This is a genomic window from Burkholderia sp. 567 (genome assembly GCF_040545115.1).
GTDB classification, from domain to species: domain Bacteria; phylum Pseudomonadota; class Gammaproteobacteria; order Burkholderiales; family Burkholderiaceae; genus Burkholderia; species Burkholderia ambifaria.
Genome location: NZ_JBEPLG010000001.1, coordinates 1,097,735 through 1,119,750 on the forward strand (window position 1 = coordinate 1,097,735; position 22,016 = coordinate 1,119,750).

Annotated in this window: 26 protein-coding genes and 2 tRNA genes; 19 read left to right on the forward strand and 9 right to left on the reverse strand. The window is 65.1% G+C overall.

Annotated elements, in window-relative coordinates; all coding sequences use genetic code 11:
* Positions 1–96 precede the first annotated feature (96 nt).
* Positions 97–173: transfer RNA gene (locus ABIC50_RS05095), tRNA-Met, on the reverse strand.
* 226 nt (positions 174–399) lie between these two features.
* Here ABIC50_RS05095 and ABIC50_RS05100 point away from each other — a divergent pair.
* The 3 genes from ABIC50_RS05100 to ABIC50_RS05110 are packed head-to-tail and all read left to right on the forward strand — an operon-like array spanning position 400 to position 2,431.
* Entirely contained in the window at positions 400–897 is a 498-nt protein-coding gene (locus ABIC50_RS05100; RefSeq protein ID WP_175731151.1) for a heme-degrading domain-containing protein, read from the forward strand.
* 3 nt (positions 898–900) lie between these two features.
* Positions 901–1,239, forward strand: coding sequence for a DMT family transporter (locus tag ABIC50_RS05105; protein ID WP_011656759.1), 339 nt, complete (start codon positions 901–903; stop codon positions 1,237–1,239).
* Positions 1,240–1,270: 31 nt separating this feature from the next.
* Positions 1,271–2,431, forward strand: a complete 1,161-nt coding sequence (locus ABIC50_RS05110; RefSeq protein WP_354162016.1) for an enoyl-CoA hydratase/isomerase family protein — start codon at positions 1,271–1,273, stop codon at positions 2,429–2,431.
* 118 nt (positions 2,432–2,549) lie between these two features.
* Here the strand turns inward: ABIC50_RS05110 and ABIC50_RS05115 are convergent, their stop codons facing one another.
* Positions 2,550–2,978: a hypothetical protein gene (locus tag ABIC50_RS05115; RefSeq protein WP_012363791.1), complete on the reverse strand. Its 429-nt coding sequence runs from the start codon at positions 2,976–2,978 to the stop codon at positions 2,550–2,552.
* Positions 2,979–3,319: 341 nt separating this feature from the next.
* Between ABIC50_RS05115 and ssuD the strand changes: the two genes are divergently transcribed.
* From ssuD to ABIC50_RS05155, 8 genes are all read left to right on the forward strand, one after another.
* Entirely contained in the window at positions 3,320–4,477 is a 1,158-nt protein-coding gene (gene ssuD, locus ABIC50_RS05120; protein ID WP_006751021.1) for an FMNH2-dependent alkanesulfonate monooxygenase, read from the forward strand.
* A 14-nt stretch (positions 4,478–4,491) separates the two neighbouring features.
* On the forward strand, positions 4,492–5,304 hold the full coding sequence (gene ssuC, locus ABIC50_RS05125; protein WP_006751020.1) for an aliphatic sulfonate ABC transporter permease SsuC: 813 nt from the start codon (positions 4,492–4,494) through the stop codon (positions 5,302–5,304).
* The gene (locus ABIC50_RS05130) at positions 5,301–6,260 is read left to right on the forward strand and encodes an ATP-binding cassette domain-containing protein (RefSeq protein ID WP_354162019.1); all 960 of its coding nucleotides are present in this window, start codon (positions 5,301–5,303) and stop codon (positions 6,258–6,260) included. The genes ssuC and ABIC50_RS05130 overlap by 4 nt, the downstream gene beginning before the upstream one ends.
* Positions 6,261–6,317: 57 nt before the next feature.
* Positions 6,318–6,533 carry a TOBE domain-containing protein gene (locus tag ABIC50_RS05135; RefSeq protein ID WP_006400187.1) on the forward strand — a complete coding sequence of 72 codons (216 nt, stop codon included), beginning with the start codon at positions 6,318–6,320 and terminating at the stop codon, positions 6,531–6,533.
* 140 nt (positions 6,534–6,673) lie between these two features.
* Complete coding sequence (locus ABIC50_RS05140) at positions 6,674–6,871, forward strand: hypothetical protein (RefSeq protein ID WP_354162022.1); 198 nt, start codon at positions 6,674–6,676, stop codon at positions 6,869–6,871.
* A gap of 55 nt (positions 6,872–6,926) precedes the next feature.
* Positions 6,927–7,181 carry a hypothetical protein gene (locus ABIC50_RS05145; RefSeq protein ID WP_011656765.1) on the forward strand — a complete coding sequence of 85 codons (255 nt, stop codon included), beginning with the start codon at positions 6,927–6,929 and terminating at the stop codon, positions 7,179–7,181.
* Positions 7,182–7,306: 125 nt separating this feature from the next.
* Positions 7,307–8,293, forward strand: coding sequence for a tRNA dihydrouridine(20/20a) synthase DusA (gene dusA, locus ABIC50_RS05150; RefSeq protein ID WP_241244861.1), 987 nt, complete (start codon positions 7,307–7,309; stop codon positions 8,291–8,293).
* A 63-nt stretch (positions 8,294–8,356) separates the two neighbouring features.
* A tRNA-His gene (locus ABIC50_RS05155) sits at positions 8,357–8,432 on the forward strand.
* Positions 8,433–8,711: 279 nt separating this feature from the next.
* Here the strand turns inward: ABIC50_RS05155 and ABIC50_RS05160 are convergent.
* On the reverse strand, positions 8,712–9,746 hold the full coding sequence (locus tag ABIC50_RS05160) for an acyltransferase family protein (RefSeq protein WP_354162025.1): 1,035 nt from the start codon (positions 9,744–9,746) through the stop codon (positions 8,712–8,714).
* A gap of 283 nt (positions 9,747–10,029) precedes the next feature.
* Complete coding sequence (locus tag ABIC50_RS05165; protein ID WP_354162027.1) at positions 10,030–11,064, reverse strand: class I SAM-dependent methyltransferase; 1,035 nt, start codon at positions 11,062–11,064, stop codon at positions 10,030–10,032.
* 467 nt (positions 11,065–11,531) lie between these two features.
* Between ABIC50_RS05165 and ABIC50_RS05170 the strand changes: the two genes are divergently transcribed.
* Positions 11,532–12,050, forward strand: a complete 519-nt coding sequence (locus tag ABIC50_RS05170) for a GNAT family N-acetyltransferase (RefSeq protein ID WP_354162030.1) — start codon at positions 11,532–11,534, stop codon at positions 12,048–12,050.
* 72 nt (positions 12,051–12,122) lie between these two features.
* Here the strand turns inward: ABIC50_RS05170 and ABIC50_RS05175 are convergent, their stop codons facing one another.
* Together ABIC50_RS05175 and ABIC50_RS05180 are read right to left on the reverse strand one after the other, a co-directional pair.
* Positions 12,123–12,587: a plasmid fertility inhibition factor family protein gene (locus ABIC50_RS05175; RefSeq protein ID WP_354162189.1), complete on the reverse strand. Its 465-nt coding sequence runs from the start codon at positions 12,585–12,587 to the stop codon at positions 12,123–12,125.
* A 687-nt stretch (positions 12,588–13,274) separates the two neighbouring features.
* Complete coding sequence (locus ABIC50_RS05180) at positions 13,275–14,018, reverse strand: DUF695 domain-containing protein (RefSeq protein WP_354162032.1); 744 nt, start codon at positions 14,016–14,018, stop codon at positions 13,275–13,277.
* A gap of 209 nt (positions 14,019–14,227) precedes the next feature.
* On the opposite strand from ABIC50_RS05180, the gene ABIC50_RS05185 reads away from it, so the two are divergent.
* From ABIC50_RS05185 to ABIC50_RS05210, 5 genes are all read left to right on the forward strand, one after another.
* Positions 14,228–14,536, forward strand: coding sequence for a hypothetical protein (locus ABIC50_RS05185; RefSeq protein ID WP_006751010.1), 309 nt, complete (start codon positions 14,228–14,230; stop codon positions 14,534–14,536).
* A 37-nt stretch (positions 14,537–14,573) separates the two neighbouring features.
* Positions 14,574–14,828, forward strand: coding sequence for a hypothetical protein (locus tag ABIC50_RS05190; RefSeq protein WP_011656772.1), 255 nt, complete (start codon positions 14,574–14,576; stop codon positions 14,826–14,828).
* On the forward strand, positions 14,792–15,385 hold the full coding sequence (locus ABIC50_RS05195) for an aspartyl-tRNA synthetase (RefSeq protein WP_354162035.1): 594 nt from the start codon (positions 14,792–14,794) through the stop codon (positions 15,383–15,385). Before ABIC50_RS05190 ends, ABIC50_RS05195 begins: the two co-directional genes overlap by 37 nt.
* 163 nt (positions 15,386–15,548) lie before the next feature.
* Positions 15,549–16,022 carry a VOC family protein gene (locus tag ABIC50_RS05200; protein WP_105834331.1) on the forward strand — a complete coding sequence of 158 codons (474 nt, stop codon included), beginning with the start codon at positions 15,549–15,551 and terminating at the stop codon, positions 16,020–16,022.
* Positions 16,023–16,682: 660 nt separating this feature from the next.
* Positions 16,683–16,901: a hypothetical protein gene (locus ABIC50_RS05210; protein ID WP_354162192.1), complete on the forward strand. Its 219-nt coding sequence runs from the start codon at positions 16,683–16,685 to the stop codon at positions 16,899–16,901.
* 171 nt (positions 16,902–17,072) lie between these two features.
* Here the strand turns inward: ABIC50_RS05210 and ABIC50_RS05215 are convergent, their stop codons facing one another.
* Entirely contained in the window at positions 17,073–17,696 is a 624-nt protein-coding gene (locus ABIC50_RS05215) for a phospholipase D family nuclease (RefSeq protein ID WP_041489924.1), read from the reverse strand.
* Positions 17,697–18,198: 502 nt separating this feature from the next.
* Positions 18,199–18,681: a winged helix-turn-helix transcriptional regulator gene (locus ABIC50_RS05220; RefSeq protein ID WP_011656778.1), complete on the reverse strand. Its 483-nt coding sequence runs from the start codon at positions 18,679–18,681 to the stop codon at positions 18,199–18,201.
* 169 nt (positions 18,682–18,850) lie between these two features.
* Between ABIC50_RS05220 and ABIC50_RS05225 the strand changes: the two genes are divergently transcribed.
* Together ABIC50_RS05225 and ABIC50_RS05230 are read left to right on the forward strand one after the other, a co-directional pair.
* On the forward strand, positions 18,851–19,288 hold the full coding sequence (locus ABIC50_RS05225) for a PaaI family thioesterase (protein WP_354162039.1): 438 nt from the start codon (positions 18,851–18,853) through the stop codon (positions 19,286–19,288).
* Positions 19,289–19,560: 272 nt separating this feature from the next.
* Positions 19,561–20,613: an NADP(H)-dependent aldo-keto reductase gene (locus ABIC50_RS05230; RefSeq protein ID WP_006751002.1), complete on the forward strand. Its 1,053-nt coding sequence runs from the start codon at positions 19,561–19,563 to the stop codon at positions 20,611–20,613.
* Between the two features lie 84 nt (positions 20,614–20,697).
* Here the strand turns inward: ABIC50_RS05230 and ABIC50_RS05235 are convergent, their stop codons facing one another.
* Positions 20,698–21,984, reverse strand: coding sequence for an MFS transporter (locus ABIC50_RS05235; protein WP_354162042.1), 1,287 nt, complete (start codon positions 21,982–21,984; stop codon positions 20,698–20,700).
* Between the last annotated feature and the right edge of the window lie 32 nt (positions 21,985–22,016).

Here is a 22,016-nt window from a genome sequence, read left to right on the forward strand (position 1 = left end):
GCGTGCCGTGCGAAGCGCAACCGCGATGCGCGGGAACGGGCGCGGAAAAACAAAAAGCCCGGCGCGGAGCCGGGCTTTTTGCATGAATCGGGACGTTGGTTGCGGGGGTAGGATTTGAACCTACGACCTTCGGGTTATGAGCCCGACGAGCTGCCAGACTGCTCCACCCCGCGTCCGTCGAAGAAATGAATTATATGGGCTATCCGGAACGCATGCAAGCCCTTTTTGACAATCGCGCTGCCGGCGCGCGTTGGCAGCTTGTGGGGCCGGTACGGCGGGGGCGTGCGCTAGAATCGAGCGGTTTGCTCGTGTCGTTCATTCCTGCAGCGAAGCCGTGCGCGATCGCATCGGTGCCGTTGCAACGCTCACTACTGTTGTTACTACTGCCTCGACGGATTCATGGACATCGCTCACGATCTGCAATCGATCGGCGCGCAGGAACAGGCGCTCGTGTTTCCCCATTTCGACCCGGCCCGCGCGTGGGCGCTCGGCAGCCGCATGCATGCGCTCGCGACGGCGCGCGGTCACGCGATCGCGATCGACATCGTCACGTTCGGCCAGCCGCTGTTCTACGCGGCGCTCGCCGGCGCGACGCCCGACAACGCCGACTGGGTGCGCCGCAAGCGCAACGTCGTCGCGCATTTTCGCCGCAGTTCGTATGCGATCGGCCTGCGCATGCAGCAGGCCGGCGCGTCGCTCGCGGACAAGCACGGGCTGCCCATCTCCGACTATTCGCCGCACGGCGGTTCGTTTCCGCTGACCGTCGCAGGGGCCGGCGTGATCGGCTCGATCACCGCGTCGGGGCTGCCGCAGCGCGCGGATCACGAGTTCGTCGTCGAAGCGCTGTGCGCCGAGCTCGGGCAGGACTACGCCGCGCTCGCGCTTGCGAGGAGCTGAGCGATGCAGCTTCCGGGTTACGCATGGCTCGCGATCGCGATCGTCGCGGAAGTGGTCGGCACGTCCGCGCTGCGCGCGGCGGACGGCTTCACGCGCTTCTGGCCGTCGGCGCTCGTCGTGGCCGGTTACGGCATCGCGTTCTATTGTCTGTCGCTCACGCTGCGCACGATGCCGGTCGGCATCATCTATGCAGTGTGGTCGGGCGCCGGCATCGTGCTGATCACGCTCGTCGCGATGCTGCTCTATCGTCAGGTGCCGGACGTGCCGGCGGTGATCGGCCTCGGCCTGATCGTCGCGGGCGTCGTGGTGCTGAACCTGTTCTCGAAGATGCAGGCGCACTGAGCGTGCGCCCGCGATACGCCGGATGGCTCACATGACCGATTCCGCTTCCATTTCCGATTCCGCTTCCGCCGAAGCCGTCCAGCCCGACGTGCGCACGTATGTCGCGAACCGCATCGGCTATCTCGAACTGAACCGGCCGAAGGCGCTGAACGCGCTGTCGGTCGGAATGATCCGCGTGATGCAGCAGGCGCTCGATGCGTGGCGCGATGACGCCGACGTGCTGGCCGTCGTCGTGCACAGCCCGCATCCGCGCGCGTTCTGCGCGGGCGGCGACGTGCGCTTCTTCCACGACGCGTGGCAACGCGGCGACCGCGATGCGATCGACGGGTTCTTCATCGACGAATACACGCTCAACCACACGATCTTCACCTATCCGAAACCGTACATCGCACTGATGCACGGCGTCGTGATGGGCGGCGGCATGGGCATTTCGCAGGCCGCGCGGCATACGGGCGGCCTGCGCGTCGTCACCGATTCGACGAAGATGGCGATGCCCGAAACGCGCATCGGCCTGTTCCCGGACGTCGGGATGAGCTGGTTCCTCGCGCGCACGCCGGGCGCGATCGGCCGCTATCTCGCGGTGACCGGCGCGTCGCTCGACGCGGCCGGCGCCCTGTATGCGCAGCTCGCCGACGTCTATCTGCCCGATGCCGCGCTGCCGGCGCTGCTCGATACGCTGCGCAGCGCGCGCATCGACAGCGGCGCACAGGCGGTCGCGTGCGTGGCCGACGCGGCTGCCGCGCACAAGGTCGTGCCGACGCCCGACACGTCGGCGCTGGCCGACGCGCGCGCCGGGATCGATCGGCATTTCGCGCAACCCGATATCGTGGCGATCCTTGCGTCGCTCGACGCCGAGCAGGATTGCGCGGCCGTCGACGGATGGGTCGAGAAGGCGACCCACGCGATGCGCAGCCAGTTGTCGCCGCTGTCGATGGCCGTGTCGCTCGAAGTCGTCGAACGGGCGCGTGGCGCGACGATGGCCGATTGCCTGCGGCGCGATCTCGATCTCACGCGCTCGACGTTCGCGCACGGTGACGTGATCGAAGGCGTGCGGGCGCTGATCGTCGACAAGGACCACCAGCCGGTCTGGCGCTTCAAGTCGGCCGCCGATATCGACCGCGCCGACGTGCTCGCGATGTTCGACAGCCCGTGGACGCCCGACACGCATCCGCTGCGCAAGCTTAAGGACTGACGCGCGCGCTATCGGCGTGAAAAGCAAAAAGGCCGCCTGCAGGTGCAGGCGGCCTTGTCATTGGCGGATGCGGTCGGGCTTGGCGGCGGCGGGCCGGGGCCTCGCCGCGAGACGTGCGTCAGTCGTCGCCGGCATCGTCCGACATGAACGCGCGCATGAACACGAGCGCGCCGAAGCCCCAGACCGCGTTCGCGGCGAAGCCCGACGCGAGCACCGGCATCATGTTGCCCGACGGCCAGATTCCACGCAGCGGATCGATCGCGAACACGCGGGCGGCCGTCAGCACGATGCCGCCGAACACCAGCGCGCCGATCCACGGCGCCTCGCGCTCCGGCGACACGCGCAGCAGCCATGCCATCGGGATCGCACAGCACGCGCTGATCAGCGCGTTCGCGACAAATTCAGGAATGCCGAGTGGTGCGAACGGTTGCGTGGAGAACCCCGCTGCGGCGATCAGGTCGGCCGTGTGCAGCAGCGCGAGCGTCGCTTCGCGAAAGAAGAGGGCGGCCAGGAAGCCGGACAGGAACGGCAGGATGACTTTCTGCATCGGTGAGTGCATTGCAGGCGCGGCTGGCCGGGGCCGTCCGCGCGAAGTTGTTCGGATTGGTGCGCCATTATAGGGCCCGGCCGCCGCGATATTCGCTGGAGCGTCGTGCTAATCACGAAAGCGGAAAACCTAAGCTCAAAAAAATCGTTCCAAAGCCCCGCACCGATCCATAGACTGATTTCCCAGAAACAGCCGTGCAATCGCGTACTCGCCCGCTGCACGGCCTGAGCGGCGAGCCATCCCGATTCGAACGCACATCATGCATGCGTCGCTCATCCGCGACGCGAGCAGGGCCTCGTTTTATCCAGATTCCGGCAAGGACAGTCAAGCAGGAGCAGCAGATGAATGTTTTCTGGTTTATCCCCACGCACGGCGACAGCCGTTACCTCGGTACTGCCGAAGGCGCGCGCGCCGCGGATTACGATTACTTCAAGCAGATCGCCGTCGCGGCCGACACGCTCGGCTATGAAGGCGTGCTGCTGCCGACCGGCCGCTCCTGCGAGGATGCGTGGGTCGTCGCATCGAGCCTGATTCCCGCGACGCAGCGCCTGAAGTTCCTGGTCGCCGTGCGCCCGGGCATCGCATCGCCCGGCCTCGCGGCGCGGATGGCCGCGACGTTCGACCGCCTGTCGGGCGGCCGCCTGCTGATCAACGTCGTGACCGGGGGCGACGCCGCCGAGCTCGAAGGCGACGGACTGTTCGCCGATCACGACACGCGCTACGAAATCACCGACGATTTCCTGCACATCTGGCGCGGGCTGCTCGCCGCATCGCACGACAATGGCGGCTTCGACTACATCGGCAAGCACCTTCAGTCGAAGGGCGGCAAGGCGCTTTATCCGCCCGTGCAGCGCCCGCATCCGCCGTTGTGGTTCGGCGGGTCGTCGCCGGCCGCGCACACGATCGCCGCGGATCACATCGACACCTATCTGACCTGGGGCGAGCCGCCCGAGGCCGTCGCGAAGAAGATTGCCGACATCCGCGCGCGCGCCGAATCGCGCGGCCGCAAGATCCGCTTCGGCATCCGCATGCACGTGATCGTGCGCGAGACCGAGGACGAAGCATGGCGCGATGCCGAGCGCCTCATCAGCCGTCTCGACGACGAGACGATCGCCCGCGCGCAGAAGGCCTTCGCGAACATGGATTCGGAAGGCCAGCGCCGGATGGCCGCGCTGCACGGCGGCAAGCGCGGCGGCCGCGACGCGCTCGAGGTGTATCCGAACCTGTGGGCCGGTGTCGGGCTCGTCCGCGGCGGCGCCGGTACCGCGCTCGTCGGCAATCCCGAGCAGGTCGCCGAACGCATGCGCGAATACGCGGATCTCGGCATCGAAACGTTCATCCTGTCCGGCTATCCGCACCTCGAGGAGTCGTACCGGTTTGCCGAGCTCGTGTTCCCGCTGATCAAGGGCGAGGGCGCAAAGCGGCCGTCCGGCCCGCTGTCGGGGCCGTTCGGCGAGATCGTCGGCAACAACTACCTGCCCAAGGCGAGCCAGAGCTGAGAAGGAGGCCTGCGATGACAACGAAAACATCGACGACGGGCGCCGCCGTGGCCGCCCGCGCGTGGCGCGCGATCGCGCCGTGGCTCGTGCCGCTCGCGCTGCTGGTCGTGTGGGAGGTCGGCGCGCGCGTCGGCTGGCTGTCGACCCGCGTGCTGCCCGAGCCGGTGGCGGTCGTGCGCGCCGCATGGTCGCTCGTGACGTCGGGCGAAATGTGGGCGAATGTGAAGGTCAGTACTTGGCGCGCGCTGTTCGGGTTCGCGATCGGCGGTGGTGTCGGCCTGGCGCTGGGGCTTGCGACCGGCTTGTCGAAAGCGGCGGAGGTCGCGCTCGATTCGACGATCCAGATGATCCGCAACATCCCCGCGCTCGCGATGATTCCGCTCGTGATCCTGTGGTTCGGCATCGACGAGAAGGCGAAACTGTTCCTCGTCGCGCTCGGCGTGTTCTTCCCCGTCTACATCAACACGTATCACGGGATCCGCTCGGTCGACGCCAATCTGATCGAGATGGCGAAGAGCTACGGCGTGCGCGGCTTCGCGCTGTATCGCGACGTGATCCTGCCCGGCGCGTTGCCGTCGATTCTCGTCGGCGTGCGCTTCGCGCTCGGGCTGATGTGGGTGATGCTGATTGTCGCGGAAACGATTTCCGCGCAGTCGGGCATCGGCTACATGACGATGAACGCGCGCGAATTCCTGCAAACCGATGTGGTGGTGGTCGGCATCCTGCTGTATGCGGTGCTCGGCAAGCTGGCCGACGTGCTGGCGAAATGGATCGAGCGCACGACGCTGCGCTGGCACCCCGCTTACCAATCAGGAGCAAAGGCATGAATGCGACCACTTCGGCGGCCGCCTACGGCCCCCTCGCCGGCGCGGACCTCGAGGCCGAACTGGCACAGGCGCGCGTGACGGACGACGACGCACGGGATGCGGCGATCGTCGATCGGGACGGCGGTGCGTCCGTCGTTCCGCTCGCGCGGCGGCGCACCGGCAGCCCTGCGCCCGATGACGCGGTGACGCTGTCGGGCGTCAGCAAGCGCTTCGGCACGCGTACCGTGCTCGACAACGTCGAACTCGGCATCGCGCGCGGCAGCTTCGTCGCCATCGTCGGTCGCAGCGGCTGCGGGAAATCCACGCTGCTGCGCCTCGTCGCCGGGCTCGAGACGCCGAGCAGCGGTGCGCTCGTGACGCGCGGCGAGGGCGGCGGCACGCTCGACACGCGGATCATGTACCAGGATGCACGGTTGCTGCCGTGGAAGACCGTGCTGCAGAACGTGATGCTGGGCCTCGGGCGCGGCGCGCGCGATCGGGCCCGCGCGGTGCTCGACGAAGTCGGGCTGCTCGAGCGCGCGAACGACTGGCCCGCGCAGCTGTCGGGTGGCCAGCGGCAGCGCGTCGCGCTTGCCCGCGCGCTGGTGCACCGGCCGCAACTGCTGCTGCTCGACGAGCCGCTCGGCGCGCTCGACGCGCTGACCCGAATCGAGATGCATGCGCTGATCGAGCGGTTGTGGCGCGAGCATCGGTTCACCGCGCTGCTCGTCACGCACGACGTGCAGGAAGCCGTCGCGCTGGGCGACCGCATCCTGCTGATCGAGCAGGGACGCGTCGCCCTCGATCAGCAGGTGCCGCTCGATCGGCCGCGTGCGCGTGCGTCGGCCGCGTTCGCCGCGCTGGAAGACCGTGTGCTGCAGCGCGTGCTCGCGGGCGGGCCGGGTGGCGCCGATCAGGAGGCGGCGCTTGAAGTCGATCACGTACGACCGGTCGGGCAGATTCGCTGGGCCGTTTAAATCCGGGCGGCGCAGGCCGCCCGTTCTCAGACTTTTTTGTTCGGAGCGATCAACCCGATGAGCATCACTGCAATCAACGTGCGTAACCAGTTCAAGGGCAAGGTGAAGGAGATCATTCGCGGGCCGGTGGTGTCCGAGGTCGACGTCGAGACGCCGTTCGGCATCGTCACGTCGGTGATCACGACGCGTTCGGTCGACGAGCTCGAGCTGAAGGTCGGCGCCGAAGTCGTCGCGCTCGTGAAGTCCACCGAAGTGTCGATCGCGCGCCTCTGAGCGCGGGTTGGCGCGCCGGCGCGGCGCGGGCGGTCTGGGCCGTGCGCGATGCACCGGCTTTCGCGGCGCGCGTTTGCCTCCGTATTCGGCGTCCGGACGAAGTGCTAGGATGGAACGACACCGACGCCGGAGGCCAACGCATGACGCCCATCCTTTCTCCCGAAGCCATCGAGGCGCTGAAGTGGGTCGACCAGTTCGGCGTTACCCGGGCGGTCCCCGCCGCGTTCGACGATGTCGTCTATGCGTTGTTGAACGAAGGGCTGATCTACCAGGCGGCTGCCAACCGCGTCGATCTGACCGCCGACGGCAAAGCCGTTTTGTCTAACGAATACGATTGAGCGCGCGGCGCCGGCCGCCGAGGCGGACTGGCGCCGCGTCGCCACGGAGCGAGCGATGGAACCGACGGGCAGCGATCTCGGCGATTTCAGCGAGCCGTACCGCGGCTACGAGATCGAGGTGAAGACCGAGCAGGTGTGGGACGGCGAGCATGCGCACTACCGCGTGCTGCAAGGCGAGGCCGTGCGGATCGACTGGCGGCTCGTCAAGGTCGACGGGATGCTGCTCACCGAACGGCGCGTGATCGAGCGCGTACTCGACGAGGCGCGGCGGGCCGTCGACGCCGAACTGGGTGAGGGCGGGCCGGTCTAGTCGACCAGCCGGGCTGGGCTCGTCGCGTTGCGGTAAAATGCCGGGTTGTTCCCGCGCCGCTTGCTGCCCCGAATTCCATGTCCGCACCGTCCTCGCTTCCTCCCCGCCGCGTCTCCGTGGCGCCCATGCTCGACTGGACCGACCGTCATTGCCGGTCGTTCCATCGCACGCTGACGCGCGACACGTGGCTGTATACGGAAATGATCACCACGGGCGCGCTGCTGTTCGGCGACGCGCAGCGGCATCTCGCGTTCACGCCGAACGAATCGCCGGTCGCGCTGCAGTTGGGTGGCAGCGAGCGGGACGATCTCGCGCGCGCCGCGAAACTCGGCGAGCAATGGGGCTATGACGAGATCAACCTGAATTGCGGCTGTCCGTCCGAGCGCGTGCAGCGTGGCGCATTCGGCGCGTGCCTGATGAACGAGCCGCAGCTCGTCTCCGACTGCGTGAAGGCGATGCGCGATGCGGTGTCGGTGCCGGTCACGGTCAAGCACCGGATCGGCGTCGACGCGGTCGAGGATTATGCGTTCGTGCGGGACTTCGTCGGCAAGGTGGCGGAAGCGGGCTGCGAGACGTTCGTCGTGCACGCGCGCAATGCGATCCTGAAGGGGCTGTCTCCGAAGGAGAACCGCGAGATCCCGCCGCTCAAGTACGACTACGCGTATCAACTGAAGCGCGATTTTCCGTCGCTGGAGATCGTGATCAACGGCGGGATCAAGACGCTCGACGAAGTCGCGCAGCATCTCGAGCATGTCGACGGCGTGATGCTCGGCCGCGAGGCTTATCACAACCCGTATGTGCTCGCGGGCGTCGATGCGCGCTTCTATGGCTCGACCGCGGCGGTGCCGACGCGCGAAGAGGCCGAGGCGAAACTGATCGAATACTGCGCGGCGGAACTGAAGCGCGGCACGTATCTCGGCGCGATCGTCCGGCACGCACTCGGGCTGTATCGCGGTGTCGGCGGTGCACGCGGCTGGCGTCGCGTGCTGTCGGACAACAAGAAGCTCGCGCGCGGCGATCTGGCCGTGTTCGACGAGGCGCGCACGCATCTGAACGACGCGATCGAAAATTTTGAAAAAAATGCTTTGCAAGACGGAAAAGTGTTCGTATAATCTTGTTCTTCGCTGCTGAACACGAACGAAACGAAACGGCGAAGAAACAAAGCAGTATCAGTGGTGGCTGTAGCTCAGTTGGTAGAGTCCAGGATTGTGATTCCTGTCGTCGTGGGTTCGAGTCCCATCAGCCACCCCAAAGAATTCCTAGCGGTATCAAGTTGTTAGAAACGGCACTGTCCCACAAGACAGTGCCGTTTTTGTTTTTAATTCCCAAATTGGGAATTACATTCCTCTCCGCTTCACGATCTGGGTGCGATAGTAGACCTGCGCCGCGGCCGCCGGATTAGCGTGAAGGTCGGGAAGGGGCCGCGCGCCTGCTTGAAATCTGGCATCGACGACGGTTTATCTCGTAGCAAGCTCCAGCGTTGCCAAAAGCACCGTGACATGCAATGGCCGAATCCGCGGCGCCCCCTCGTCAAGCCGTCTGCGTAGCCTTCCTTCGCGAGCCGGCGAATCCGTTCTTCAGAGCGAGCGCCGGCTTCTCGATGAGGAACCACGAGACTGCGGCGATCGGCGTCACGATGACGATGGTAAGCATCGTCAGGCTGGTCGGATGCAGGCTTGTGCCGAAGTGCCACACGAGCATCTGCTGCACGAGGAACGCGTAGATATAGACGCCATACGAAATATCGAAGCGATTCAGGAAAGCCAGCTTCGGCAACCGCTCGGCCGCGAAGATGACGATGAACGGCAGCAAGAGATTGAACGCATAAGCCTTGATCTTCCAGTCATGATCGGCTGCGAACAGAGTGAAGGGTGCCAGCGCCACGACAACTGCGGCAACCCACAACCCCCAGCTACGAGGCAGCGTGATTGTCGCGATGAATGCACCGCCCCAGAAGTAGATGCCGAGCCGTGCAAGCTGGAAGGTACTCACGCCAGCCAGCATATTTCCCTGCGACAACAGATCACCCATCAGGGCGACATAGAAGCCTGCCAGCATCAGCAGCATCCCCTTCCAGTTCAGGGCGCCGGCCCATGACACACCGAGCAGAATCAGGTAGCACGTCACCTCAAGCGGCAACGTCCAGAGCGAACCGTTGATGACGGGGATCGGGTTCGTCGCGAAGAAGTGCGGAAGCGTCGGGACACTGTTGTACAGCGTCAGGTTAGTCAGATACGCCAGCCATTCCGGTAGCCACATGTGCGTCATGATCGGACCGGCGACGAAGATCGTCAGCAGGATCAGAACGGCGAGCCCGGGGAAGATCCGCAACGCACGGTTGCGCAGATAGGCCAGCGGGTTCGGGTTGCGTTGCAACGACTTGCAGACCAGGTATCCGCTGATCGCGAAGAAGGCGTCGACGCCGAGTTCGCTGAACTGCGGGAAGCCGTGTTGCTCCAACCAGTCGCTACCGAGCCCGAGTACGACGTAGCTATGCGTGATGATGACCGCGTATGCGGCCAGCAAGCGAAGCGCAGTGAACGCGTTCTGGTTATTTGGGGACATGATCTGATCCTGGGCGGCAGGGTAGCAGAACCCGAGCGAGTGATTGAGGCGCTGATGGGGCCGGGAAACCGTGGAACGTGATCCTGTAAGCCCCATAACCCAAGCTCGGCTTAGTCATGAATTCCCCGCAACAAGTCTCCGATTCTTTATCTTCCATCGATCGTAATGCCGATATGTCGTTTCCGGATTCGCATGTGCCGCGAATTCGTGGACGTCGGCGCGTCGATTCCTGATCTTCGTCGTGATCGCGGTCAGCCATTTCCCGTCGCTGCGATACGACGTTCTATTGAATACTTCCTGGCGGGACAAAACGCGGATTGCGCCAAGCCTGCACGCCATCCACGATCAACTCCGGTATCCAGTTCTTGACCTGATAGAAAGCCGGCCTCTCCATTTCGATCAGCCAGCCGGCGGGCGTCAGAATGTCGTAGAGTCGCCCTTCGATGTGCTTCGAGTGAGTGCCGATCAGAACGTAGGCGACCTTCTCATTGAGGAGCGACAGACACGATTCGATCAACGCAGCCTCGCCGCCCTGGATGTCGATATGCAGGAGATCGATGCGATCTCGATCGCCGATTGCCGACTCCAAAGAGATCATCGGCAAGATGTCGTGACTGCCGTTTGCCACTGCCTCGTCTTGCTGCTCTTTGGTCGCGCCGAAAACCGGTTCAAGTCCCCAGCTGTGGCCGGCATGCTCCTGACGCGGGAAGAGGGCGCTTCCCGCGCTCGCGGCTGCTACGCCGCGATGCAGCGTATATTCGCCCTGCGCGAACCCGTTGCGCGCGAGTGCTTCTCGGGCGAATTCAAGGTGGCCTTCGTCGCCCTCGATGCCTATGACATGCACCTTTCGGCCGGTACGTTTGGCGGCCATGCCAGTGTTATTCATCCAGCAACCCCAGCCGCAACCCAGCTCGATCATGGTGAATGTATCGGGGCGCGCCAATTCCACGGCGTGCAATGCGGAGGCCCATTCCGCAATATCGGCATGCCAGTTGGCCGGCAGCGGAAAATGATCCAGTTTGCCGCCCTGATCTGCAAGAAAAGGCAGAATTTTCGGGTCCACCAGCACGCCAAGCCAGTTCGTCTGGAATCCAGGCGTCGGCTTTCTGTCGTGTACTTCATGACGACGCATACATTCCAGCGCGTCAAAATTGGCGTAATAGGCAAAGAAGGGCGTGCCGCGAGTCGCCTCCACTTGATTTTCCAGATCGCGAATCCTCTGTTCGGCGACCAGAAGCGCTTCGGCCAGTGCGTTACGGTTATCGTGGAGCTTGCGAATGGGACCGATCGAGCGGCCAAGACTTTTCATCAAGGTCATTCCTTCCACTCCTGCGTCTCGTGCTACGGCGATTGCTATCGTGGGATGCCGGCACGAACACTTCTCGCCCGGCGGGAGTACGCAACAAGCTTTCAGTGGGATCAAGATGGTGCGCCATAGCATAGCGATTGAAAGCTTTGGGCGCTAGTCGAGCCGCCACGGATATTGGATGGCCGCCCTGCTGAAGTTGCCTCTGGACTGTCGAGCGTGATGTTGGCGGAATAAGCCAGTGACTTGGCGCAAGCCGCCAATGCTTAACATACTTACACTCGTGTAATGTATCGATTCCTCGTGCCCTCGATTTTCCAGGGCCGTTCTGTCCTGGCGCCCGGAAGGCGCCGGGGCTTTTTTTCGCCCGCTGCGGCGCCGTGCAGCGTCTGATGCGTTTCGCGATGCAATCGACCGTTTAAAACATCGCGACTGCTACACTTTCCCGGCCTCGATTACGCAACGGAAGCGACCCCAGCATGCCGGAACCCCAAACCATCACGTTGCGCAGCGCAACGTTACACGACGCAGAGCACGTTGCGCGCTTGCACACGCTAAGCTGGCAGAACGCATATAGCCATATCCTGCCCGCGGCCTATCTGTCCGACGAGGCGCCGACGGAACACGCGGCGCGGTGGCGGCGCTATTTCGACCGCGACGAAGCGGAATGGGGCCTCGTGCTGATCGCGGAATCGGACGGTGCGCCCGTCGGTTTCGTGAGCGCCGAAAGACCGGTCGATCCGGCGCTCGGCGTCCTGCTCGATTGTCTTCACGTCCTTCCCGAACATCACGGAAGCGGTATCGGCAAGCGCATGATCGAAGCCGTTCGCGCATGGACGCGAAATATCGGCGTGGACAAGGTTCATCTGTTGGTGCTCGAGGGCAACGTCCGCGCGATTGGTTTCTACGAGCACAACGGCTGGCGATTGGCGGGCGTCGAAACCAGCGTCATCGGCGGGGCGGAAGTCGCCGACCGGATCTATATGATCGAGGCCTGACGGCCTGTCGGCATCGCATCGAACGGCCGCCTGCTGCACGATCCATTTCGCTATCGACCATGCGCCCGTGCGTCACTCGCCGCAATACCGCACGAGCAAATCCGCCTCCGTCTCATGCACTTCGACAGGCAGGCGCGTCGCGCCCGCATACGCCAGATAGCGGGCGCGATGCTGACCGTTCCGGAACGACGCGACGCCGACTTTCGACAGCCCCGGGATGCCGAGCAGCGTCCGTATTCTCGTCTCGCGGAACGTGATGAAGGGCATATCGGGAATCCGGCGCTCGGCCGGGTCGAGAAATTCGCGGATGCCGGCGGCCTTGCCGGGCGCCCAGTACTGAACTGCCGGCAGCACGTAGTCGGTCGTGTCGCGATCGGCGCAGGCGAGCAACCTCGTCAGGTCGACCGTCACGACGCGATGCCGCGAGTCATCGGACGCGAATACCCGCTTGAGATGCGTATAGGCATAGGCGGTGTGTCCCGGAAGCTGGACGATCCAGACATCGAAGCCGTCATGTTGTGCCCGAGCGAGTGTCATTGTTTCCTTGGATGGCGAAGCGATTTTTGTGGCCGGAGGGTAGCAGCGCGATCGCGGCCGAGAAGCCGGCAGATACCGATCGCGAAACATGATTTCACGAAAATCCGAAAAGACAAATCGCTGATTCAAGCAAAAACGGAATCATGCGGTTTTGGCTATGTAGGCGACATGCCAGAGGCGCGCAGCGCGATATAAGAAATCGCCCGCATAAATCAAAAATCCGCATGCGAATCATGAACACAGGAACGCTGCTGACTGCCGGCGCGATCGTCGCTGCCCGGCACGCCAGTGTGCGTGGCAGGAGGGCTTTCCGGTTGAAAGGGTGAGTTGCCGCACAGACGGTCGCATGGCCCACGATCACAATTTGACCGGTTGACCGTTCTACCCCGGCCCGGTCAACCGTTTCCCCGCTCGCTCGCGCAGGAGCGGGGCTTTTTGCCCGCCCGGCGCATGCAAGCCGCGTCGGCGAAACCGGACAGGCGTTCGGCACGCGGCGTTTCGCGCCCCCGGCATCCGCTCGCCTGATCCGCATGAATCGCTTTCCTCGTGCCTGAGCGGCCGCTCGGGCCCATCGCCGGCTGCGGCCGGCGATGCCTTGGTCCCGGCGGCGCGCGTTCGCGCTGCCGGGATGCTTTTTGTCCCGAAACCGTCAAGGCCCGATCGCGCGCAACGCGCGTGTCGGCCGGATCAGCCGGCTTGCTCGACGCTGGTTTCCCAGCCGTCGTATTCGCCGCCGAGCGCGCGTACTTCGCGATTGATCTCGAGCGTATGGTGTGTGATGTCGGCCAGCACCATCGTGCCTTCGTGCGCAAACCGCACGGCCGATTTGCCGTCCTCGGTCGGTGCGACCGATTCGACCAGATAGCCTTTCGACTCGGCCCAGTCGGCGAACTGGTGCGCGTCGCTCGGCTCCGGGAAGTAGGCCCAGTGCATCACGCGCCGGCTCAAGTCGCTCACGTCGCCTTTCTGCCGCAGCGCGTCGAGCACGCGCATGTCGCGCATCAGTTGCCAGTCGTCGTCGGTCGGGTAGAGCGTGCGCCAGTACGTTTCCTTGTCCGGATCGTCCTGATACGCGTACTGAAGTGCGTAGGTCGTCTGTTCGGCCAGCGAGTCGACGATCCCGCTCGCGGTTTCTTCGTCGAACGGCACGTAGAACAGGAAATCCTGGTTGCCGTCGACCGTGACGCGGCCGACCTGCACGCCGTTTTTAGCGGTCACGGCGGCGTCCAGCAGGTCCTCGATCTTCGTCAGCTCGGCGAACTCGTCGCCGCTCGGCAGGCCTTCGGGCGTCGGATGCGCCAGCGTGACGCGTACGCTGAGCAGCGACGTGCGCGGATCGCTTTCGGCGAGTTCCGCAAAGCTCTGATTGAAGCTGATGAAAGCCTGATGGTCGCCCATTCTGGCAGGGAAGGTTCCCCAGGCGTCGGTCATGTGTTTCTCCCGTACACGATTGTCTGTTGACGGTTGCAAAGCGTCCCAATGTATCATCGAAAATCAGCGCTGGCCGATGCTGCGCCAATGATTGCCCGTCCGGCTGACCCGGCGGGTCCGGTGGCAGTCGCATTCGCCTGCTATCGTGTAATCGTCGGCTTCCGTCGTCAGGCGTGCGCCCGGCCGCAACCGTTTCGAAGGAGATTCCGATGTCGATGTTCGCTGTGAATGGTGTCCGAATCGACGTGCTCAGTGCGCGCGTGACGCACGTGCGCTGGGCGGCCGTCAATCCGACGGATCGGTCGTGGGCGGCGACGCCGAGCGAGGCGTCGGTGGAGGAAGTGGCACGCGCGCTCGCGGCGGGCAACGACGTTCATGCTGTGTTTGACGAAGTGGACGGAACGGCGGTGGGGCCGAAACTGAAGCGCGTGCTGTATCGCGACGCGTCGGCAGGGATCGAGCTCGACATCGATGCGACGAACGAGTCGCGTACGTTGCGTGATCTTCCGCAGATCTGAAAGGCGATCGGCCCGTGTTTCCGCGAGCCGCCCACACATGAATCACGCTACCGCGCACGAAGCCATGTCCACATACGCCATTGCCCCGTTGGGAGCCGCATTCTGTCTGATGCTCGCGGCCTGTCAGACCGAATCCATGCAGCCGTCGCCCGAGACCGCATCGGCCCCGGTTCCGGCGTCGTCGCCGGCGGCGCCGATTCGCGGAATCGGTGTTGCGCCGCACCTCGCCGCGCAGAGTCACTGGGCGGTCGGTCAATGCACGTCGAACGGCACGGTCAACGTGTGCAATTGACGGGAGCGGCCGAAACGGTGAGCGACGCAAGCGAAACGGACGATTCCGGCTGGCATGTCGATCCGGTTGCCGGAACGGTGATCGGCGCGTTGCCGGTGGTCCTGCCGGTCGACGGCCGCAGTTTCAGGCGCAAGGCGATCGTCAGCGCGGTGCTGGCCGGGTTGGCCGTATGCGGGTACGCGGCCGACCGGACGCTCTGGCCGGTGGCGGCACTGGCCGTGGTGCTGGCCCTCGCGAGCGGCGCCTTCTTCTTCGTGTCGCGCCGCAAGATGGCGCTGCATATCGACGAAACCGGCTTCAGGCTGGTCGGTTCCGTGCGTGAAAAGCCGGTGACGCGGTGGCGCGACGTGACCGAGTTCGGGATGATCAGCGTCGCAGGCAACCGGTACATCGGCTACCAGTTCTCGGCGCACTCGCCGCGCACCAGGGTGCCCGGCGGCGTGATGCTGCCGATCAACCGGTTCGCCGACCTTCCGCTCGACGCCGTTGCCGCGTTGCTCGAAGCGTGCCGCCGGCAGTTCGGCATGCCGGATGATCCTGTCGGCCGAACGGACTGATTCCGTGCGTCGTGCGTGATCTGGCCGGCCAGTCGCCAGCGATAAAAAAATCCCGGCATGCGTGTCGATTTCCGTCGAGCCCGTCCGTCGTAGCGTTGGAGGCGTGCGCATCGTGCGTGCGTCCCGATTTCCGATACGACAACCGACTGAAGGAGCGACACCCATGGCCACGTCCGTCAACCCGATCCCGGAAGGAATGCGCACGCTGACGCCGCATCTGATCTGCGCCGGCGCAGCCGCAGCCATCGATTTCTACAAGCGTGCGTTCAACGCGACCGAACGGTTTCGCCTGCCGACCCCGGACGGCCGGCTCGCGCACGCGTGCCTCGCAATCGGCGATTCGACGCTGATGCTCGTGGATGAAATGCCGGAGCATGGCGCACTCGGTCCGAAGGCGCTGAAAGGCACATCGGTCTGCTTGCACCTGTACGTGCCGGACACTGACGCTGCGATCGCGCAGGCCGTCGAGGCTGGCGCAACGGTCAAGATGCCGGCCGCCGACATGTTCTGGGGCGATCGCTATGGGCAAGTTGAGGATCCGTTCGGCCATCGCTGGTCGATCGCGACCCATCAGCGCGATCTGACGCCCGAGCAGATCGCGGAAGCGATGGCGAGCGCGCCGCCGTGTGGGAGCTGAGCGAGGGGGGGCTGAGCGGACTGAGCGCGGCTGGCGGCGGAGGTTGCGGTTACGCCTGCGGTTGCGGTGGCGCGGGTCGTCGCGTATCGGCGCGCGGTGCGTTTGCAGTCACGCACGGCGGCCTTGCCGCGCTGGTTGTCCTCGGACCTGTGACGATCGGCTGAGTCGAGCAGGGCGGCGATCGGATGATGCCGCGCAGGTTCGTAGGCGGCGTGACCGACACTGAACCGGATTGCAGTGCCGCGTGCGTCGGCCGCGTTGTGCTGCGCGAGCGCCGACGTGACGCGCGCGAGATCGGCTCGCCGACGTCGGCCGGCTCGTCGGCGCTCAACAGCACGATGAATGGTCGCTGGCGAGCCGGGCGAGTGCGCCGGCGCAGAGTTCGCGCGGTCGCGAGTGCTGGCGGTTAGGCCGTTGGGCGCAGCGAGCGGCCTGCCTGCGTGGAAGCGGATGCCCGGCGGGCCCGTGACGCGCGGGTTGTCGTGGAAGCGATCGTCGCTGCGCGCGTCCTGGATCACCGTCGTGTCGTTCGTGAGCAGCGCATGCGCACAGAGCGATGCAGACGCTTCACGCATGCACGAGATGAATTTGTGTCCGGTGCCTCAAGCTGCCCGGTGCGATGCCGTAAATAGGACGAGTCAATCGTTCATCTATCGCACCATGGTCCGAATTCTGTACGCGGGTTATCTCGCGCTGGCGCTGTACCTGATTTATCCGATGGTGCAGAACACGCTGACCTTCAGCTCGGACTGCGTACTTCGCGCACTGCCGAGCGGCAATCGCGATCTGCCGAAGTTTTCGTCAAGTGATGCGCATGCGCGGGCGAGCCGGTGTGTCGCGACCGCGCAAGTCGCGGAGCGATCGCCCAACATTCACTGATTTCATCGATGCCGCTGCTAGCGGTGCGGTCACGCTGCGTGTGCTGGCCATTCGGCCAGGTTGATCGGTGCGTCGTGCGCAGCGATCATTGACGACATCACGAAGCGAATGCATGCAACGACGCGCGTCGGCCGCGCCGCATGCGAATGGCGATTGCGTTTGTGCGATGCGTCAGTACGACGAGTGGTACGGCGCGCCTTGGTCGAAGCGGCTTTGCCAATGCGCGAGGTAGCGCGACGCGAGTTGCGGATTGTTCCAGACCACGACGACGTTTTCAGAATTGCGGCTGGCTGCCGACGCGCTGTAGTTGAACGAGCCGGTCTCGACATGTTCGGCATCGATCACGAGGTACTTGTCGTGATGGATGGCATAGGCGTCGATGGTGCGCGTCGGAATGCCCGCGTTGACGAGCAGATTCAGCGCCTGCTTGCTGCTCTTGGCGCGATTGCCCTTGTCGTCCACGACGACCGCGACATTCACGCCGCGCCGCTTCGCGGCGAGCAGCGCGCGCGTGACGGGTGGCGACGTGAACGAGTAGGCGGCCACGCGAATGGAGGTGCGGGCGGCGCCGATCGCCTTCAGCACGAGCGCCTCGGCGCCGCCGTCGGGCGAGAACGCCGATTCGACGGCCTGCGTGGCGGGCGCTTCATGGGTCGGCGTCGGCAGCAGCTGCGCGATGAAGTCGATTGCCTGCTGCAGCAGCGATTCATTGTGCGTCTTGCCGAAGGCGGCGAAGGGCGTGGCAAGCAGGGAAGCGGCGAGGCAGGTGGCGGCGAGGCGTTTGCGCGACAACATCTTGGACAGCGAATGATTTTGAGACAGCGGGCCGTGAGTGTAACGCAGACACGGCGGCGCGGCCACGCCCGAATGCGAATGGAGCGATGGCGTGATCGACTGCAACGGTTGATGGGGCGATGCTCATCATGCCGCGGGGTTTCCGCAGCGGCCGGATGGTCGCGCCGGTTGATGGAGGTCGATTGATCAGCGCGTGCGTGCACAGGTGGAACGACAAGGCCGCGCAAGAAGAAATGCGCGTACTCGCTGGTGCAGGTTTCAATGCGCTGTGTGATTGAAGAGATGGGGGGAGCCCATCGATGGCGGCAACGCGAATGCTCGGCAGGCTGAAACGCATGCAACTCGCGTCCGCATGAGGCCGCGCGGCGATGCGCGTGGCACGCGCGGTGCGTCAGGCGTCACGGCATCACGGCATTACGGCGTCATGGCATCACGGCATCACGGCATCACGGCATCACGGAATCACGGAATCACGGAATCACGGAATCACGGCATCACGGCATCACGACTCGACCGGCCCCGCCGCCTCAGGCGCGACCCACCCCGGCCCGGGTTCCGGCTGCACGTCGTGCGCGTCGAGCGGCTCGCCACATGCCGAGCACACCGCGACTGCATGCATCAGCTGACCACAGTTGCGATGCCGCAACTGCAGGGGCGGCCCCTGGCCGTCGTCCTTCCAGCGGTCGCCCCATGTCATCAACGCGAGCAGGGCGGGATAGAGATCGAGGCCTTTTTCGGTCAACCGGTATTCGAAGCGCGGCGGCCGCTCCTGATACGCGCGCTTGACCAGCACGCCTTCGTCGACGAGGCGCGCGAGCCGCTCGGCCAGCACGTGGCGCGTGAGGCCCAGTTGTGTCTGGAATGCATCGAAGCGGCGGCAGCCGAGAAAGGCGTTGCGCAGGATCAGCATGGTCCAGCGATCGCCGAGCACGGCGAGCGTGCGCGCGACCGAACAGTTCAGCGTACCGATGTCATCCCATTTCATCGTCGAGTCTCGCGCGGCGGTTCATCAAAGAAGCGGGTTCGATTATAGAACTTACGTTCGACTGCAACGGCCATCGGCTGCGTTGACAAGCCCGGAGCAGTTGTCAATAATGAGTTCCAATTTAGAACTTACTCGCGCGGCGACGCGCCATCAACCCGGAGACAACCCGATGAATCCGCTTTCCCTGTCCGGTCTCGATCTGCTGCGTGCGGCCGCGGCCGGAGACGTGCCGCTCGCGTCGATTTCCGAAACGATCCCGATGCGTCCGCTGGGCGTCGAGCTCGGCTACGTGAAGTTTTCGGCGCGGGCGGACTGCCGGCACCTGAATCCGCTCGGCGGCGTGCACGGCGGGTTCGCCGCGACGGTGCTCGACTCGGTCACGGGCTGCGCGGTGCATTCGATGCTCGACGCGGGCGTCGGCTACGGCACGGTCGACCTGCATGTGAAGATGCTGCGTCCCGTCCCGCGCGACGTCGACCTGATCGCCGAAGGGCGCGTGATTCACCTGTCGCGTTCGCTCGGCGTCGCGGAAGGCACGCTGAAGACGCCGGACGACAAGATCGTCGCGCACGCATCGGCGACCTGCTTCATTCAGCGGCCGCAGTGACACAGCGGGCGGCGTCGTCGCGGTGGCCCGGCGGCCGCCCGACGTCATCCTAACGACGCAGACGCAGACGCAGACGCAGACGCAGACGCAGACGCACACGCACACGCACACGCACACGCGGAGGCGGAGGCGGAGGCGGAGGCGGCCGTCATCCGCATGACCAAGTCCCGCGCACACGCCGAAGGCGGCCTGTAAGCATGCGGCTCGGCCATCTGAAGCGTTCGGTTCAATGTGATAGCGTTTCTGCTTTCCACTGACGTGACAGGAACAGCATGGAATACCGCACACTCGGCGATTCGGGCATCGAGGTTAGCCTGATCGGTCTTGGCACGATGACGTGGGGCGAGCAGAATTCGGAGCGCGACGCCCACGAGCAGATCGATTACGCGCTCGGGCAGGGCGTCACGTTGATCGACGCCGCGGAGATGTACCCGGTGCCGCCGAAGCCTGACACCCAGGGCCGCACGGAGCAGTACATCGGCACCTGGCTCGCGCAGCATCGTGCGCAACGCGACCGGATCGTGCTCGCGACGAAGATCGCGGGCCCGGCGCGGCAACCGCACAATCCGCGCCACATTCGCGGCGAAGGCAACCAGTTCGACCGCAAGAACCTGACCGAGGCGCTCGACGGCAGCCTCAAGCGCCTGCAGACCGACTATGTCGACCTGTACCAGCTGCACTGGCCCGATCGCAGCACGACGACGTTCGGCCGCCCCGCGTATCCGTGGGTCGACGATGCGTATACGGTGCCGATCGAGGAAACGCTGGGCGTGCTCGCGGAATTCGTTAAGGCCGGCAAGGTCCGCGCGATCGGCGTGTCGAATGAAACGCCGTGGGGCGTCGCGCAATTCCTGCGCGCGGCCGAGAAGCTCGGGCTGCCGCGCATCGCGAGCATCCAGAACCCGTACAGCCTGCTGAACCGCACGTTCGAGAACGGCCTGTCCGAGTTCACGCATCGCGATGGCGTCGGCCTGCTCGCCTATTCGCCGCTCGCATTCGGCTGGCTGTCCGGCAAGTACGAGAACGGCGCGCGTCCGGCCGGCGCGCGCATCACGCTGTTCGAGCGCTTCCAGCGCTACAGCAAGCCTCACGCGGTCGAAGCGACGTCGCGCTATGTCGCGCTCGCGAAGCGCCACGGGCTGTCGCCCGCGCAGCTCGCGCTCGCGTTCGTCAACAGCCGGCCGTTCGTCCGCAGCAACCTGGTCGGCGCGACGTCGCTCGACCAGTTGAAGGAGAACATCGGCAGCATCGATGTGAAGCTGTCCGACGAGATCCTGGCCGAGATCGACGCGCTGCACGAACTGCAGCCGAACCCGGCGCCGTAAACGGCGAGCGGCCCGCGCGGCAGGTTGCCGCGACGGGCCGCGTCCGACGCGCATCGTTGCGCGGTCGTTTTCCTTTGAGCGCGGTCAGCGCATCCCGAGCCGCATGCGCGCAACCAACAGTGCGACGAGACTCAACACCGCGCAGCCCATCAGATACAGCGCGGGCGACAGCCGGTTGCCGGTCGCGCTGATCAGCCAGGTGATCATGAACGGCGCGAAGCCGCCGAACAGCGTGACGCCCGTGTTGTAGCTGACCGCGAGACCGGTCGCGCGGGTCTGCGCCGGAAACAGTTCGGCCATCAGCGCCGGCAGCGCGCCGCAGTACGTCGCCTTCAGCAGGCCGATCCAGATCAGCGCGGCGAGCATTGTCGAGAACGACGCGTGATGCGTGAGCCACACGAACGTCGGCCAGACGGTCGCGAGCATCAGCACGGCGGCCGCGGCCATCACGCGGATCCGTCCGGTGCGATCGGACAGATGGCCGACGAGCGGCGTGACGAGCGTCAGCACGAAGCCGGTCGCGAGCGTCGCCGCGAAGCCCGTCGAGGCCGGCAGCCCAAGCTGCTTGATCGCATACGTCGGCATGTACAGCACCATGTAGTTGATCGCGGTCGAGATCACGAGCACGCCGATCGACAGCAGCACGCGCATCTTCTGGTCCGCGAACAGCTCGCGCACGGGCGCTTCGGAGCGCGCCTGCGTCTTGAACTCGATCCCTTCGTCGACGTAGCGGCGGATATAGAGGCCGATCGGACCGATCGCGAGCCCGAACAGAAACGGTACGCGCCAGCCCCAGCTTTCCAGTTGCGCGGTGCTCAGCGTCGACGTCAGCAGCGCGCCGAAGCCCGACGCGAGCAGCGTCGCGAGCCCCTGGCTCGCGAACTGCCAGCTTGACATGAAGCCGCGCCGCTGCGGCGCATGTTCGACGAGGAACGCGGTCGAGCTCGCGAATTCGCCGCCGGCCGAAAAGCCCTGCATCAGCCGCGACAGCATGATCCCGAGCGGTGCGAGGACGCCGATCGATGCGTAGGTCGGCATCAACGCGATCAGCAGCGTGCCGACCATCATCATCGCGATCGACAGCAGCAGCGACGCCTTGCGGCCCGCGCGGTCGGCGTAGGCGCCGAGCACGAAGCCGCCGATCGGCCGGATCAGGTAGGACAGCCCGAACGTGCCGAGCGTGAGCAGCAGCGACGTCGCCTCGCTGGTCGCAGGGAAGAACAGCTTGGCGATCGTCACCGCGAAAAAGCCGTAGACGATCAGGTCGAACCATTCGAGCGCATTGCCGATCGACGCGGCGAAGATGATGCGCCGGATCTTCGCAGCGCTGGGGAGCGCGGCGTCCTGTGAGGTCAGGGTGGTCGTATTCATCGTGTGAGCAGGTCCCGGGAAAGGGGCGAAGC

Bases quoted from the DNA above. Each gene is read 5' to 3' on its own strand.
- ABIC50_RS05110 (WP_354162016.1), top strand. From the start codon at position 1,271: ATGACCGATTCCGCTTCCATTTCCGATTCCGCTTCCGCCGAAGCCGTC.
- ABIC50_RS05135 (WP_006400187.1), top strand. From the start codon at position 6,318: ATGAGCATCACTGCAATCAACGTGCGTAACCAGTTCAAGGGCAAGGTG.
- ABIC50_RS05190 (WP_011656772.1), top strand. From the start codon at position 14,574: ATGAATCACGCTACCGCGCACGAAGCCATGTCCACATACGCCATTGCC.
- ABIC50_RS05160 (WP_354162025.1), bottom strand. From the start codon at position 9,746: ATGTCCCCAAATAACCAGAACGCGTTCACTGCGCTTCGCTTGCTGGCC.
- ssuD (WP_006751021.1), top strand. From the start codon at position 3,320: ATGAATGTTTTCTGGTTTATCCCCACGCACGGCGACAGCCGTTACCTC.
- ABIC50_RS05185 (WP_006751010.1), top strand. From the start codon at position 14,228: ATGTCGATGTTCGCTGTGAATGGTGTCCGAATCGACGTGCTCAGTGCG.
- ABIC50_RS05140 (WP_354162022.1), top strand. From the start codon at position 6,674: ATGACGCCCATCCTTTCTCCCGAAGCCATCGAGGCGCTGAAGTGGGTC.
- ABIC50_RS05175 (WP_354162189.1), bottom strand. From the start codon at position 12,587: ATGACACTCGCTCGGGCACAACATGACGGCTTCGATGTCTGGATCGTC.
- ABIC50_RS05170 (WP_354162030.1), top strand. From the start codon at position 11,532: ATGCCGGAACCCCAAACCATCACGTTGCGCAGCGCAACGTTACACGAC.
- ABIC50_RS05195 (WP_354162035.1), top strand. From the start codon at position 14,792: ATGCACGTCGAACGGCACGGTCAACGTGTGCAATTGACGGGAGCGGCC.
- ABIC50_RS05115 (WP_012363791.1), bottom strand. From the start codon at position 2,978: ATGCAGAAAGTCATCCTGCCGTTCCTGTCCGGCTTCCTGGCCGCCCTC.
- ABIC50_RS05165 (WP_354162027.1), bottom strand. From the start codon at position 11,064: ATGACCTTGATGAAAAGTCTTGGCCGCTCGATCGGTCCCATTCGCAAG.
- ABIC50_RS05235 (WP_354162042.1), bottom strand. From the start codon at position 21,984: ATGAATACGACCACCCTGACCTCACAGGACGCCGCGCTCCCCAGCGCT.
- ABIC50_RS05210 (WP_354162192.1), top strand. From the start codon at position 16,683: ATGGTCCGAATTCTGTACGCGGGTTATCTCGCGCTGGCGCTGTACCTG.
- ABIC50_RS05100 (WP_175731151.1), top strand. From the start codon at position 400: ATGGACATCGCTCACGATCTGCAATCGATCGGCGCGCAGGAACAGGCG.
- ABIC50_RS05105 (WP_011656759.1), top strand. From the start codon at position 901: ATGCAGCTTCCGGGTTACGCATGGCTCGCGATCGCGATCGTCGCGGAA.
- ABIC50_RS05180 (WP_354162032.1), bottom strand. From the start codon at position 14,018: ATGACCGACGCCTGGGGAACCTTCCCTGCCAGAATGGGCGACCATCAG.
- ABIC50_RS05215 (WP_041489924.1), bottom strand. From the start codon at position 17,696: ATGTTGTCGCGCAAACGCCTCGCCGCCACCTGCCTCGCCGCTTCCCTG.
- ABIC50_RS05225 (WP_354162039.1), top strand. From the start codon at position 18,851: ATGAATCCGCTTTCCCTGTCCGGTCTCGATCTGCTGCGTGCGGCCGCG.
- ssuC (WP_006751020.1), top strand. From the start codon at position 4,492: ATGACAACGAAAACATCGACGACGGGCGCCGCCGTGGCCGCCCGCGCG.
- ABIC50_RS05230 (WP_006751002.1), top strand. From the start codon at position 19,561: ATGGAATACCGCACACTCGGCGATTCGGGCATCGAGGTTAGCCTGATC.
- ABIC50_RS05200 (WP_105834331.1), top strand. From the start codon at position 15,549: ATGGCCACGTCCGTCAACCCGATCCCGGAAGGAATGCGCACGCTGACG.
- ABIC50_RS05220 (WP_011656778.1), bottom strand. From the start codon at position 18,681: ATGAAATGGGATGACATCGGTACGCTGAACTGTTCGGTCGCGCGCACG.
- ABIC50_RS05130 (WP_354162019.1), top strand. From the start codon at position 5,301: ATGAATGCGACCACTTCGGCGGCCGCCTACGGCCCCCTCGCCGGCGCG.
- dusA (WP_241244861.1), top strand. From the start codon at position 7,307: ATGCTCGACTGGACCGACCGTCATTGCCGGTCGTTCCATCGCACGCTG.
- ABIC50_RS05145 (WP_011656765.1), top strand. From the start codon at position 6,927: ATGGAACCGACGGGCAGCGATCTCGGCGATTTCAGCGAGCCGTACCGC.